The 15,049-nt window shown below is 29.2% G+C and carries 15 protein-coding genes and 1 other annotated feature; all 15 genes read right to left on the reverse strand.

Annotated features, from left to right (window positions below):
- Nucleotides 1–43: 43 nt before the first annotated feature.
- Nucleotides 44–502, reverse strand: coding sequence for a Fur family transcriptional regulator (locus CP523_RS01140; RefSeq protein WP_066674418.1), 459 nt, complete (start codon nt 500–502; stop codon nt 44–46).
- A gap of 32 nt (nt 503–534) precedes the next feature.
- On the reverse strand, nt 535–810 hold the full coding sequence (locus tag CP523_RS01145; RefSeq protein ID WP_066674416.1) for a DUF1292 domain-containing protein: 276 nt from the start codon (nt 808–810) through the stop codon (nt 535–537).
- 79 nt (nt 811–889) lie between these two features.
- Nucleotides 890–1,306 carry a Holliday junction resolvase RuvX gene (gene ruvX, locus CP523_RS01150; protein WP_066674414.1) on the reverse strand — a complete coding sequence of 139 codons (417 nt, stop codon included), beginning with the start codon at nt 1,304–1,306 and terminating at the stop codon, nt 890–892.
- 45 nt (nt 1,307–1,351) lie between these two features.
- Nucleotides 1,352–1,609: an IreB family regulatory phosphoprotein gene (locus CP523_RS01155; protein ID WP_066674411.1), complete on the reverse strand. Its 258-nt coding sequence runs from the start codon at nt 1,607–1,609 to the stop codon at nt 1,352–1,354.
- A 129-nt stretch (nt 1,610–1,738) separates the two neighbouring features.
- Nucleotides 1,739–4,378, reverse strand: coding sequence for an alanine--tRNA ligase (gene alaS / locus CP523_RS01160; protein ID WP_066674400.1), 2,640 nt, complete (start codon nt 4,376–4,378; stop codon nt 1,739–1,741).
- A gap of 88 nt (nt 4,379–4,466) precedes the next feature.
- Nucleotides 4,467–4,639 (reverse strand) — a binding site (T-box leader).
- Between the two features lie 102 nt (nt 4,640–4,741).
- Entirely contained in the window at nt 4,742–5,773 is a 1,032-nt protein-coding gene (locus tag CP523_RS01165) for an AI-2E family transporter (RefSeq protein WP_066674398.1), read from the reverse strand.
- On the reverse strand, nt 5,760–6,248 hold the full coding sequence (locus tag CP523_RS01170) for a PRC-barrel domain-containing protein (protein WP_066674396.1): 489 nt from the start codon (nt 6,246–6,248) through the stop codon (nt 5,760–5,762). Before CP523_RS01170 ends, CP523_RS01165 begins: the two co-directional genes overlap by 14 nt.
- Before the next feature lie 94 nt (nt 6,249–6,342).
- Nucleotides 6,343–7,422, reverse strand: a complete 1,080-nt coding sequence (gene mnmA, locus CP523_RS01175) for a tRNA 2-thiouridine(34) synthase MnmA (RefSeq protein ID WP_066674394.1) — start codon at nt 7,420–7,422, stop codon at nt 6,343–6,345.
- A gap of 10 nt (nt 7,423–7,432) precedes the next feature.
- Nucleotides 7,433–7,867 (reverse strand): Fe-S cluster assembly scaffold protein NifU, encoded by a 435-nt coding sequence (nifU, locus tag CP523_RS01180; protein WP_066674387.1) that lies wholly within the window; start codon nt 7,865–7,867, stop codon nt 7,433–7,435.
- Between the two features lies 1 nt (nt 7,868).
- The gene (gene nifS / locus CP523_RS01185; RefSeq protein ID WP_120140419.1) at nt 7,869–9,050 is read right to left on the reverse strand and encodes a cysteine desulfurase NifS; all 1,182 of its coding nucleotides are present in this window, start codon (nt 9,048–9,050) and stop codon (nt 7,869–7,871) included.
- Between the two features lie 2 nt (nt 9,051–9,052).
- Nucleotides 9,053–9,505, reverse strand: a complete 453-nt coding sequence (locus CP523_RS01190; protein ID WP_066674383.1) for an RrF2 family transcriptional regulator — start codon at nt 9,503–9,505, stop codon at nt 9,053–9,055.
- Nucleotides 9,506–9,620: 115 nt separating this feature from the next.
- Nucleotides 9,621–10,865 (reverse strand): replication-associated recombination protein A, encoded by a 1,245-nt coding sequence (locus CP523_RS01195; protein WP_066674381.1) that lies wholly within the window; start codon nt 10,863–10,865, stop codon nt 9,621–9,623.
- Nucleotides 10,866–10,889: 24 nt separating this feature from the next.
- Nucleotides 10,890–11,375 carry a hypothetical protein gene (locus CP523_RS01200; protein WP_120140420.1) on the reverse strand — a complete coding sequence of 162 codons (486 nt, stop codon included), beginning with the start codon at nt 11,373–11,375 and terminating at the stop codon, nt 10,890–10,892.
- Between the two features lie 147 nt (nt 11,376–11,522).
- Nucleotides 11,523–14,147 (reverse strand): bifunctional acetaldehyde-CoA/alcohol dehydrogenase, encoded by a 2,625-nt coding sequence (gene adhE / locus CP523_RS01205; protein WP_066674376.1) that lies wholly within the window; start codon nt 14,145–14,147, stop codon nt 11,523–11,525.
- A gap of 486 nt (nt 14,148–14,633) precedes the next feature.
- Complete coding sequence (locus CP523_RS01210) at nt 14,634–15,047, reverse strand: HutP family protein (protein WP_066674374.1); 414 nt, start codon at nt 15,045–15,047, stop codon at nt 14,634–14,636.
- Nucleotides 15,048–15,049 lie beyond the last annotated feature (2 nt).

Consider the following 15,049-nt stretch of genomic DNA (forward strand, 5'->3'; position numbering starts at 1 on the left):
AAAGGATGTCTTCTCTTAAAAAGAGGTTTTTTCCTTTATTTAATTATTTATGTTTACTTTGACATTTTTTACAAATGCCAAAGAATTTAACGCTATGATCTAATATTTTAAATCCATATGATCTTTCGATTTCTTCTTCTAATTCATCTAATAAATCATCTTGAACTTCTAAAACGTTTTTACATTCATTGCAAACTAAATGATGATGTCTATGAGTTTCATCTTTATGAACTAGTTCATATCTACTGCACCCATCATTTAAATCCAACTTGCAAATAACCCCTAATTCTTCTAAAAGAATTATAGTTCTATATACAGTAGCTAATCCAATTTCGGGGCAATTTTTTTTAACTTCATCATATATTTCTTCTGCTGTTAAATGTTCTCCCTCATTTTCTATAATAGAATCTACAATAGCCCTTCTTTGAGGAGTTAATTTATAACCTTTTTGTTTTAATTCTTCTTTTAATAAGTTAAAATCAATTCCTGCCATTTGTTCCATAAACATCACCTCTTCTCTTTTTTTGCTTTTATCTATTCTACATCACTAAAAATAGTGTCATATGCTTCTTGAACAGCCGCTAATTCTATTTCATCATCTACAGGGACTAATAAATCTTCACCATCTTCATCTTTATCAACTTTTAAAGCAAATATGTCATCTTCAGTATATTCATCATCATATACTATAACATATTCTGTCTTTTCCTCTGTATCTGGATTTACCATATCAAAAAAAGCAACTATATTTAATTTAACTAAATTGCCATCTTCATCATATAATTCTATTTGTTTTAAATCTTTATCCATTTTGAATATCTCCTTTTTACTAATTGTAGTTTTTTAAATTAATATTGTCAATAATAACTTTCAATTGGGAATTAATTGTTTATTTCATTCCTATTCTGTCTAAATATCCTTGAAGTATGTATGTAGCAGCTATTTTATCTACTATTTTTTTTCTTTTATTCCTTGATAAATCTGCCTCTAACATTGCTTTATGTGCTGCAACTGTAGTTAATCTTTCATCCCACATTTCTATTTTTAACGAAGTAGCTTCTTCAATATCTTTTGATAATTCTAAAACTCTCTCTCCTGATTCCCCAATACTTCCATTCATATTTTTAGGAAGACCTATAACTATAGTTTCCACATTATATTCATTACATATTCTTTTAACTTCTTCTATATCTTTTTCTCTATTTGTTCTTCTAATTGTAGTTAAACCTTGTGCAGTCCATCCTAATGGATCACTAATTGCAACACCTATAGTTTTTGATCCTACATCTAAACCTAGTATTCTCATGCCCACTCCTTAAATATTAAGAGTGCCCGATTAAACGGGCACTCTCTACTTTATTTCTAAATAACATTTTATAACTTCTTCAAGAATTTCATCTCTTTCAAGTTTTCTAAGTAAAGCTCTCGCTCCATTATAGCTTGTGATGTAAGAAGGGTCTCCAGAAATAAGATATCCAACTAATTGGTTAATTGGATTATAACCTTTTTCCTTTAACGCATTATAAACATCTGTTAAAATTGATTTTGTTAAATCTTCTTTATTAATGTTTAAATTAAATTGCATTGTATGATCTAAGTTATTACTCATAGTATCGCTGCCTTCTCTGCAGCTCACCCCCTTACTATATTTTATTTATAAATATTATATCTTATAAATCACTTTTTTATTCATTTGTTTACTTTACTTAATTATACCTTAAATTCATAAAAAAGTACACTATTTTACTAAAGTTTCAACTATTAAGTAAGTTTTATCTACTGCCTCTTTTATCTTTTCTGGTTTTTTTCCGCCGGCTTGAGCCATATCAGGTCTTCCGCCGCCTCCGCCGCCTACAACAGTAGCTACTTCTTTTATTATTTTACCACAATGTATTCCTGATGAAATTACATCTTTTGTTGCCATAGCTACTAAATTAACCTTTCCTTGTACATCACTTAATAATACAACAACACCACTACCAATTTTATTTCTAATCTTATCCGCTAAATCTCTTAAAGCATTTCCATCTATATCTGAAACTGCATAAGAAACTACTTTTATTCCATTAACTTCCTTAGCAGAATTTAATATATCATCTTCTGCTCCTGAAGTTAATTTACTCTTAAGTTCTGCTATTTCTTTATCTTTTTCTTTTAACTCTGAATTCTGAGATGAGATTTTCTTTAAAATGTCTTTTTCTGTACATCTTAAAGCTTCACATGCTTCTTTTAGAGTTTTTTGTTTTTCTTCCATAAATTTAATAGCACCAAATCCTGTAACAGCCTCTATTCTTCTAATTCCTGCTGCTACACCTGATTCTCCTACTATCTTAAATAATCCAATCTCACCTGCATTGCATACATGTGTACCACCACAAAGTTCCACTGAAAATTCTCCAACACTTACAACTCTAACTTTTTCTCCATATTTATCATCAAATAAAGCCATAGCTCCACATTCTTTAGCTTCGTCTAATGTCATAAGCTTTGTTTCTACTTTAAACACTTCCATTATTTTTCTGTTAACTAACTCTTCAATTTTATCTAGTTCATCTAATGTTAAACCTTGGAAGTGAGTAAAATCAAATCTTAATCTTTCTTCATCAACATATGAACCTGCTTGATTTACATGTTTTCCAACTACTTCTTTTAATGCTTCATGTAACATATGAGTAGCTGTATGGTTTTTACATATATTACCTCTTCTTTCCACATCAACTTTAATTGTTACATTTTCATTAATTTTAATTGAACCTTCATTAACTTTTACATAGTGGATTGTCTTTCCACCAACATTTTTCTTTGTATCATAAACATAAGCTTTTCCTGATTTACTTATTATAGTTCCCTTATCTCCTACTTGACCACCCATTTCTGCATAGAAAGTAGTTTTATCAGTTACTATATAGCCTTTTTCTCCTTCTTTAAGCTCATCTTTAAAACTTTCGTCACCTGCTAATACTAATACTTTTCCTTCTATTTCTATATTATTATAACCAACAAATTCAGTTTCTATAGAAGCCTCTATTTTATTTATTGGATTTTCATCACTACCCATGTATGATGTTTCTCCTCTTGCACTTCTTGCTCTTTCTCTTTGAGCTTCCATTTGTTTTTTAAAGGCTTCTTTATCAACATTCATTCCCTTTTCTTCTAAGATTTCTTCAGTAAGCTCTATTGGGAATCCATAAGTATCATATAACTTAAATGCTTCTTCACCCTTTAAAGTCTTTTCTTTATTTTCTTCTAGCTTTTCAATATATCCATTTAATATTTGCATTCCTGCATCAATTGTTTCATTAAATCTTTCTTCTTCTAAAGATACTATTTTTTCTATATAATCTTTATTTTCCTTTAGTTGAGGATAGGCCTCTCCATAATTTTCTACTACTGATTCTACTATTTCTGTTAAGAATAGTCCCTTTATTCCAAGTAATCTTCCATGTCTTGCAGCTCTTCTTAAAAGTCTTCTAAGTACATATCCCCTACCTTCATTACTTGGTTGAACTCCATCTGAAATAAGCATAGTTACTGATTTAACATGGTCAGTTATTATTCTTAAAGATATATCTTTAACTGAATCTTCACCATAAGTTACATTTGAAAGTTTTGATACTTTATCTAATATATTTTTTACTGTATCTATTTCAAATATGTTATTAACGCCTTGCATTATAGTAGCTATTCTCTCAAGTCCCATTCCTGTATCTATGTTAGGATGAGCTAATCTATTATAATTTCCTTCTTCATCCTTATCAAATTGAGTAAATACTAAATTCCAAAATTCAACCACTCTATCTTCATCACTAGCTTTTATAAATTCATCTACTGTTTTTATAACTCCATTACCTCTATCATAGTGAATTTCTGTACATGGTCCACATGGTCCAACTCCTATTTCCCAAAAGTTATCATCTTTTCCCAATCTAAATATTCTGCTTGGATCTACATCTGTCTTTTCACACCATATATCAAATGCTTCATCATCTTCTAAATATATAGTTACATATAACTTATCTTTTGGTATTTGCAAAGTTTTTGTTATAAATTCCCAAGCCCAAGGGATTATCTCACCCTTAAAATAATCTCCAAAAGAAAAATTACCTAACATTTCAAAGAAAGTCCCATGTCTTGATGTTTTTCCTACATTTTCTATATCCCCAGTTCTTATACACTTTTGACAAGTTGTTATTCTTGTCTTTGGTGGTTTTTGTAATCCTGTAAAATATGGCTTTAAAGGTGCCATACCTGCATTTATTAATAATAATGATTTATCATTTTTAGGTACTAAAGGAAAACTTTCAAGTCTTAAATGTTCCTTTGACTCAAAAAAGCTTAAATACGCTTCTCTTAATTCATTTGTTCCCATGAACTTCATAGTAAATTACCTCCATATGTTTATTATTTTTAATGAATTATTATTCTTAATTTCATTTTATATATAAAAAAAGTTTCCATCCCTAATAGAAAGGGACGAAAACATATTTCCGCGGTACCACCCTAATTATGCATAAAAATGCATCACTTAGAAAAATAAGACTCCAAGATAGCTTCAATATGTTCTATAAGAAGTTTACACCAACCACTTCCTCTCTAAATATAGATAATCATATTTACTCATTCTCTTCATTGTCTAATATATATTTTGTTATATTTCAATGAAATTATAGTTTATTTATTAAATTATGTCAATTATTTTACTTTAAAATACTTTATAAATTTACTTATTATAATATGTTATTTAAAATAAATAATCGTTTATATCATCATAAATAACCTTAATTATAACACCAATTGGAACTGCTAAAACCATTCCTAAAAATCCTCCCATTTTTTCTCCAATTAATAATAAAATAATAATTATTATAGGATGCATATTAGTGCTATCCCCTGTTATCTTAGGTGATAAAATATTACCTTCTATTTGTTGAAGAATAAATACCCCAATTATAGTCCATAAAGCTTTTACAGGTGAATCTATAAGAGCTATAATAACGGCTGGAATCCCTCCTATAATAGGGCCAAAATAAGGAATAATATTAAGTATTCCATTTAAAACAGCCAATATAAAAGCAAATCTAACACCTATTAACATTAATATAATAAATGTTAATATACCTATTATTAATGACAAAAGTAATTGGCTTATTATATATCTAGAAAGTATCTTATCTATGTTTTTTATCGCTTTTTTAGCTATAACTCTTTTTTCTGTAGGTAATACAAGTAGAATCTTATTGTATATAAGATCTCCATCTACTAGAAAATAATAAGTTACTATTGGAATTATAGCAAATGATACTAAATTTTCTAAAACAGACATCATATTTTCTAAAAAATTACTAGAAAATCCACTTAAATATCTATTAACCTCTTCATTTATTTCAGTATATATAGATTGAAAAAAAGATACATCATTAATTTTAAGTTTTATTGCTAAGTCATTTATGTATTTCTCTATATTGTCTAACATATCTCCAAAATTTAAGCTTTCCCTAAATATAGTTGGAAGAACTATATATAATGTTAAAAGTACTAAACTAACTATTAAAATTATTAATATTATAGAAGAAATCCTTTTACTTATATTAAATTTTTCACTTATATAATTTCTTAAAGGATTTAATGTGTAGGCAAATATAAACCCTATGAATACTATATTTACTATTGTATTTATGGTACCTACTTTAAAGTATATAAATATTAGTAATAAAGTAAATGCTATTAGTAATATTTTATTTATTAAGCTTTTATATTTTTTATAAATTTTCACTATATTTCTTATGAGGTATAGATTTTAATCTTATACTCTCGCTTCCATGATATAATATAAAATCTTCACCTAATATGCATTCACTTACCAAAAGTATTTCTTTCCCTTTAATCATTTTATCAAATATTCCTGAACTCATTACTAATCCTTTTATAGAAAAATCTGCTTTTTCTATAATTAAGTCTTCTAGTACTCCCTTCATTATGTTTTCTGTATCTATAATATCCATATCTTTTATATCTCCAAAACTTAACCCTTTATAATGCTTTATCTTCTTTACAATAATAACCTCATCTAATGAAATAATATCATCTATTTCTATAAAATTTTTATTAGATAATAATAAAAAATTAGATATAAAAAATCCCTTTACCTTTGCATTATAAAAATCAATACACAAATCATCTATAACTCCAAGGTATTTGCCTTTTATATCATAAACTTTCATAAGATAAAAATCCTTAGTTTTTAACATATAAACCTCTCTTTCTCTAATTTTACTAATATTAGTTTTTCCAAAAAATAAAAAAAAATCCCCACAATTTAATTGTGAGAATTTTTATATATTTTTATAATATCTTTTCTATAATTCCACCGCCAACTACATCATTTTCGTTATAGAAAACTACTGATTGACCTTTTGTTATAGCTCTTTGTTTTTCTTTAAAAGATACCTTAACTCTTCCATTTGGTAATGGTGAAATAGTAGCTTCAGCTGGTTTTGCTGAATATCTAACCTTTGCTGTAACCTTCATATCTTCTTTTAAATTATCAATAAATATAAAATTAATATCTTTTGCAACTAAATCTGTTTTGAAAATATCCTCTTCAGCACCTATTACTACTTCATTAGTTCTTGGATTTATATCAGTAACAAAAACTGGTCTACCTAAAGCTAACCCAAGCCCTTTTCTTTGTCCTATTGTGTAATAAACTATTCCTTTATGCCTTCCTAGTATATTACCCTTTTTATCAACAAAATTACCTTCTTTAACCTTTTCAGGCTTAGCATTTAATATATATCTTCCATGATCGTTATCTGTAACAAAACAAATTTCTTCACTATCTTTTTTATTATGTACAGCAAGACCTATTTCTTTTGCTATTTCTCTAATTTTATCTTTAGTATAATTGCCACATGGCATTAAAGTTTGACTTAATTGTTCTTGTGTAAAGTTATATAAGGCATATGTTTGATCTTTTCTGTCATCATCTGCTCTAAGTAAATGAAATTTCCCATCTCTATTTTCTATCTTTGCATAATGACCCGTTGCTATATAATCTGCACCTATGCCTTTAGCTTTTCTTAAGAACTCATCAAATTTTATATGTCTATTACAAGCAATACATGGATTTGGTGTTTTTCCTTCTATATATTCTTCAACAAAGTAATCTATAACCTTTTCTTTAAAAGACTCTTTAAAATTAAGAACATAAAAAGGAATACCTAAATTATCAGCTACTCTTCTTGCATCATCTACTGCGGAAAGAGAACAACATCCACCTTCTCTTTCTACATAACTATCATCACTTTCATCAAAGTGTTTCATTGTAACACCTATTACTTCATAGCCTTGTTCTTTTAAAAGATAAGCAGCGACGGAGCTATCAACTCCACCGCTCATACCAACTACTACTTTTTTCTTCATAAAGTTACCTTTATTCGTGATGTCCATGTACATGATCATGGATGTCGTTATGTTCTTCAAAATCCCATGTATCTAATCCATGGCTTTTTCTATAATCGTTAATAGCCTTATGAATTGCTTCCTCTGCTAATACTGAACAATGCATTTTAACTGGTGGAAGCCCATCCAAAGCTTCTGCAACTGCTTTATTTGACAATTCCCAAGCTTCTTCTATAGTCTTTCCCTTAATTAATTCTGTTGCCATTGATGATGATGCTATTGCAGAACCACAGCCAAAAGTCTTGAACTTAACATCTTTTATTATGTTGTCTTCAACCTTTAAGTATATTTTCATTATATCTCCGCATTTAGCATTTCCAACTTCACCAACGCCATTTGCATCTTCTATTTCTCCTACATTTCTTGGATTTTTAAAATGATCCATTACCTTATCACTATATATCATATTATTTTTCTCCCTTCTTTAAATAGTCTTCCCATAATGGTGACATATTTCTTAATCTTTCTATAATTGGTGGTACAACTTCTATTACATAATCTACATCTTCTTCTGTAGAACCGTCTCCTAGTGTTAATCTTAATGATCCATGTGCTAATTCATGAGGTAATCCAATTGCAAGCAATACGTGAGATGGATCTAATGAACCTGAAGTACACGCACTTCCACTTGATGCACAAACACCTTCAAAATCTAATGATAGTAAAATTGATTCACCTTCTATAAATTCAAATGTAACATTGACATTTCCAGGTAATCTTTTATCTCCTCTTGGTCCATTTAATCTTGTATGAGGAACTTTTAATAATCCATCTATAAGTTTATATCTTAAAGCCGTCATTTTCTTAGCATGTTCATCTAAGTTTTCTGTAGCTAACTCTATAGCTTTTCCAAGTCCTACTATAGCTGCTATATTTTCTGTTCCAGCTCTTCTTGCTCTTTCTTGTCCTCCACCATGAATTAAATTGTCAATCTTTATACCTTTTCTTACGTATAAAACACCTATTCCTTTAGGTCCATAAATTTTATGTCCTGCTAGAGATAGTAAATCTATGTTCATTTCTTTAACATCTATTTTAACGTTTCCTACAGCTTGAACTGCATCTGTATGGAAGAATACCTTTCTTTCTCTACATATTTGACCAATTTCTTTTATTGGTTGAATAGTTCCAATTTCATTATTAGCAAACATAATTGAAACTAAGATTGTTTTATCTGTTATTGCATTTTTTAACTCTTCTAAATCTATAAATCCTTCTTCATTTACATCAAGATATGTAACTTCAAAACCATTTTTCTCTAAATATTCACAAGTATGCAATACCGCATGGTGTTCTATTTTAGTAGTAATTATGTGATTACCTTTATTTTTATGTGCCCATGCAATTCCTTTTATAGCCCAGTTATCAGCCTCTGATCCACCACCTGTAAAGTAAACTTCGTTTAAATCACAATTTAATGCCTTAGAAATTTTTTCTCTTCCACTATCTATAGCTTTTTTGGTTTCTCTTGATATTCCATAAAAAGATGATGGATTTCCAAATTTTTCAGTAAAATATGGCATCATTTCATCTAATACTTCTGGTTTTACATATGTTGTTGCTGCATAATCCATATATACAGTTTTCATATCTATTCACTCCTCTTTAAAAGTTTAATTTCATCATTTTTATTTTTTATGTTTGTATAATCATTAACTATATCTTGAAGAGTAATATTTTCCATTACTTCATCGATACTACTTTTAATTTTTTTCCATAAAAGTCTCGTTGCACAACAATCTATATTATTGCACTCTGCTCCTTCTATACAATCTGCTATTTCAATTGGGCCTTCTAATACATCCATTACATCAGCAACTTTTATTTCTGATGGCGCTTTATTTAAAACATATCCACCCTGAGCTCCTCTAATACTTTTTATAAGCCCTGCTTTTCTTAAAGGAGAAAATAATTGTTCTAAATAGTATTCAGATATATTTTGTCTTTGAGAAATAACCTTTATTGAAACTGGGGCATTTCCATAATGTATAGCAAGATCTACCATAGCTTTAACTCCATATCTTCCTTTTGTGGAAAGCTTCATTTTATCACCCCTTAATGTTGACTGTTTTACTAGACTTTATGTTTATATCTTAGCAAAACACTCTGTTATTGTCAATAATCATTAACGATTATTTTTAATTAATTATTAACATCTTTTATTTTATTAGACTCCAATACTTTTTTAAACTTTCTTCATATTTATTTTTTTGAGGGTTATAGTATTTAACTTCTTTTATTTCATTAGGTATATACTGTTGTTTTACATAGTTATTGTCGTAATCATGGGGATATTTATATCCTTTAACACCTAACTCTTTAGCTCCACTATAATGTGCATCCTTTAAATATTGTGGTATATCTCCTATATTTTTATTCTCTAAATCATCCATTGCATTTTTTATAGCTAAATAAGCACTATTTGATTTAGGTAATGTAGCTAAATAAATTACTAATTCTGATAAAATAATCTGGGCTTCTGGAAGTCCTACTTTTAAAGCAAGTTCTATTCCTGAATTAACAACTGTTAAAGCATTAGGATGTGCAAGTCCTATATCTTCAGCAGCTATAACTGATATTCTTCTTATTATAGCTGTTAAATTTCCACTTTTAATTAGTCTAGCTAAATAATGTATAGAGGCATTTTCATCACTTCCTCTAATACTTTTTTGAAGAGCGCTTAATAAATTATAAAATTCATCTCCTGTAGCATCAGCTCTCATATGTGATTGGTTTAGAGATTCTATATAGTTAACAGTTATTTCTTTTTTATTTGTAAGCTGAGAGTTTATAGCAAGTTCTAAAATATTATAAGCTTTTCTATAATCCCCTTGAGATATATCTCCTATATAACTTAAAGCTTCTTTTGAATATTCTACATCTACATCCTCATTTATAAGCTTATTTATTGCTTTTTCTAAGCCTATAATTACATCTGATGATTCTAATTGCTTAAAGTTAAATATATTACACCTACTTATAATTGCTTTATGTATAGCAAAGTATGGGTTCTCTGTTGTACTTGCTATCAATGTAACTCTACCATTTTCTATAAATTCCAATAAAGCCTGTTGTTGCTTTTTGCTAAAATGCTGAATTTCATCTATATAAATCACTACTCCATTATAATTAAGTAAACTGTCTAAACTTGATGTAATTTCTTGAATATCTTTAACTGAAGCTGTTGTAGCATTTAGCTTATAGAATTTTCTATCTGCATAATTAGCCATTATATTAGCTAAAGTAGTTTTTCCAGTTCCAGGTGGTCCATATAATATACAGTTAGGAATTATCTTTCTGCTTATCAAATTATATAACGGCTTTCCTTTTCCTATAATATGCCTTTGTCCAACAAAGTCATCTAAAGTACTAGGTCTCATTAACTCTGCTAAAGGTTTATACATTTTATCACTCTTTCTTAGTTTCTTTTATTTAAAATCTTTATTATTTTCTATAGCTTTATCCAAACTTTCATATTCTTTAAAACTTTCTATATAATACTTATTGGAATTTTTAGTTAAAACTATTTCTACTGGAACATTTTCCCCTTCTGCCTCGTCTCTTTCCTCTTCATGTCCATGTACCTCTTTAGCTTTAGCTACCATATTAAGTACCATACATACCCTGTATTTCTCATTTTCTTTTTTTATACTTCTTATTGTACTTTCATACTTTTCTAAAGATGCATCTCCTAAATATGTAGAATAAAAAGATACATAGTTAACAATATTAAAGTTAACTTTACTTATATATTTACTTACTGTATCATCATATCCTTTATCATAAGATAACACTAAATCTATAGTTTCTTTAATTTTTTTATTCTCACTATTTGATACTATAGATGTACATCCTGTAAACAAAAGTGAAATTATCATTAAAACACCTACAGTTTTAATTACCATTCTTTTCATTTTACTAAAACCCCTTTTTATAAAAATTCACTTATATTATATAATATCACAACTTTTATTATGTCATATATTTTATTAAATAAAAATAAGAGATTTTCTAAAATTATAGAAAATCTCTTACATATATTATTTTAAGATAAATTAATCTTATTTATTTTTCTTCTTTGTTTCCTTTACAGGTGCCTTTGGAGCTTCAAAAGAATTAATGTATAATTGCTTAATTTCGCTCATTAATGGGTATCTTGGGTTAGCTCCTGTACATTGATCATCAAATGCTTGCTCAACCATTTCATCTAATGTAGCATAGAAGTTTTGTTCGCTTACTCCTGCTTCCTTTATAGTCTTAGGCATTCCAACTTTAGCTTGTAGGTCTTCTATAGCCTTAATTAATAATTCAACCTTTTCAGCATCAGTATTTCCACCTAATTGTAGGTAATCAGCAATTCTAGCATATCTCCATGCTGCATTTGGATACTTATATTGCGCAAATGCTGCTTGCTTAGTTGGAGCATCTGTAGCATTGAATCTTATAACTTCATTTAATAATAATGAGTTAGCCATACCGTGTGGTAAGTGATGGAATGCACCTAATTTATGTGCCATTGAGTGGCAAATTCCTAAGAATGCATTAGCAAATGCTATACCAGCTATTGATGAAGCATGAGCCATTTTTTCTCTTGCCTTAACATTTGTAGTTCCTTCATTATAAGCATCTGGTAAGTATTTAAATACTAATCTTATAGCTTCTAACGCTAAACCATTTGTATATTCTGAAGCTAAAACTGATACGTATGCTTCTATAGCATGAACTAATACGTCAATTCCTGAACATGAAGTTAATCCCTTTGGCATACTCATCATAAGTTCAGCATCAACTATAGCCATATCTGGAGTTAGTTCATAATCTGCAAGTGGATATTTAACTCCTGTTTGTTCGTCAGTTATAACTGCAAATGGAGTAACTTCTGATCCTGTACCTGCTGAAGTTGGTACTGCTACCATCATAGCTTTTTCACCCATAGTTGGGAACTTGTAAACTCTCTTTCTTATATCCATGAATCTCATAGCTAAATCTTCGAATCTAACTTCTGGATGTTCGTACATAACCCACATAATCTTAGCAGCATCCATTGGTGATCCACCACCTAATGAAATTATTACATCTGGTTGGAATGCAAGCATTGCTTCTGCACCCTTCTTAGCTGCCTTTAAAGTTGGATCTGGTTCAACTTCTGAGAATACTCTAAAGTCCATTCCAAATCTTTCTAATACGTTAGTAATATGATTTGTATATCCTAGTTCAGCTAAAACCTTATCTGTAACTATAAATACTTTCTTTTTACCCATTTCATGTAATTCTTGAAGAGCTATTGGTAAACAACCATATTTAAAGTAAGTCTTTTCTGGAACTCTAAACCAAAGCATATTTTCTCTCCTTTCAGCAACACTCTTGATGTTTATTAAGTGCTTAGGACCAACGTTTTCTGAAACTGAGTTTCCACCCCATGATCCACATCCTAATGTTAATGATGGTGCTAATCTAAAGTTGAATACATCCCCGATAGCTCCTTGTGATGCTGGCATATTTATTAAAGTTCTTGCAGTCTTCATAGCCGCTCCGAATGCTGCAATTCTTTCTGTTGATTTAACTTGGTCTGTATATAATACTGAAGTATGACCCATACCACCTAATTCTATTAATCTACAAGCCTTAGTTAAAGCTTCATCGAAAGATTTAACTTTATACATAGCTAATACTGGTGATAATTTTTCATGTGAGAATGGTTCTTCTAATTCAACTGATTCAACTTCTCCAACTAAAACCTTAGCTGATGTTGGAACCTTAACTCCAGCCATTTCAGCAATCTTATAAGCTGATTGACCAACCATATTAGCATTTAAGCCACCTTTTTCATTTAATATTATCTTTCTAACCTTATCTATTTCTTCACCCTTTAAGATGTAAGCTCCTCTTTCAGCTAATTCCTTCTTAACTGCATCATATATTGAATCCATAACTAATATACTTTGTTCTGATGCACAAATTACACCGTTATCGAAAGTCTTTGAAAGAAGTATTGAGTTTACAGCCATCTTAATGTGAGCTGTTTCATCTATAATTGCTGGAGTGTTTCCTGCTCCAACTCCTAAAGCTGGTCTTCCTGATGAATAAGCTGACTTAACCATTGCAGGGCCACCTGTAGCAAGAATTATATCTGATTCTCTCATAACATTTTGTGATAATTCAACTGAAGGTTCATCTATCCAAGCAATTATTCCTTCTGGAGCTCCTGCTTTAACTGCTGCTTCTAACACTATCTTAGCTGCTGCTATTGTAGCATGTTTAGCTCTTGGATGAGGTGATATAATTATTGCATTTCTAGTCTTTAAAGCTATTAAAGTTTTAAATATAGCTGTTGAAGTTGGGTTTGTAGTTGGAACTATAGCCGCTATAACTCCTATTGGTTCTGCAACTTTAGTAATACCGAAAGTATGATCTTCTTCTATAACTCCACAAGTTTTCATATCCTTGTATTGGTTATATATATATTCAGCTGCAAAGTGGTTCTTTATAACCTTATCTTCTACTATTCCCATTCCGCTTTCTTCTACTGCCATTTTAGCTAATTTAATTCTGTTATCATTAGCTGCCATAGCCGCTTGTCTAAAGATTTCATCAACTTGTTCTTGAGTGTATGTAGCAAACACTTTTTGTGCTGCCCTAAGTTCTTTAATTCTTTGAGTTAACTCTTGTGCATTTGTAACTGCCATTGTTATTCCTCCTACAAATATATAAATTTTATTTTTATCGTTTTATTATTTATTATTTTCTCCATCAATTTCTTATTGACTACAAGTTAATTGTATTAGATTGTTTATTTTTTGTCAATCTTTTTTGGTAAATTTTTTTCTAATTATTTTTTGAAAACTTTTAGATAATAAATCAAATTACCTTCAAGCGGGGAAAATAGCCATTTATTTCAACCCATTAACCCGCTATCAGTCTTATTTTTCCCTATTGTAATGATATTATTCTACATTTTTATTTTTTTGTATATTCTGATTATTCTCTTTTTTCTAAATTGTTTCCCTAAGTATATTTTATTGTTAACAAAGATTTAACAATAAAGTTTTTTACTATTTTAAGTTTTTTATTGTTATTATTATAACAATGTTGTGGATATTTTCTCCATATTGTAAAATTAAAAACTTTAGTAAAATAAAAGGTAAGGATTTTTAATCCTTACCTTTTATTTATTACATAGAAATTGCTCTATGTCCTATTCCTATAACAACTTCATCTAAATGTAACAATCCTACACTTAAAAATATACATACACTTAAATGTTCACCTTTTCTAGCAATTCCAATTTTACCACCAACATTTTGCCCACTTGCTCTATTCCATACCTGCATAAGAGCATCCCTAGTTGCCCCAATTATTCCACCTTCATGTAAATGCTCTTCTCTTATTACACCATTTCTCTTAGATGCAACTAAAGCTCTTTCTAAAATTTTAGAAGTAGATTCATTAATATTTCCTCCAATATTAACTGCAGTAACTAGGAAACCTTCTTTTTTAAAGTCTATTTTTAGTATTTCTTCTTCTTCTCTAGATGAAATAGCCATTTTAGTTGCTATTTTGGCAACTTCTAAACTATTATTACCCATAA

This window comes from Clostridium septicum (genome assembly GCF_003606265.1).
Lineage (GTDB): Bacteria > Bacillota > Clostridia > Clostridiales > Clostridiaceae > Clostridium > Clostridium septicum.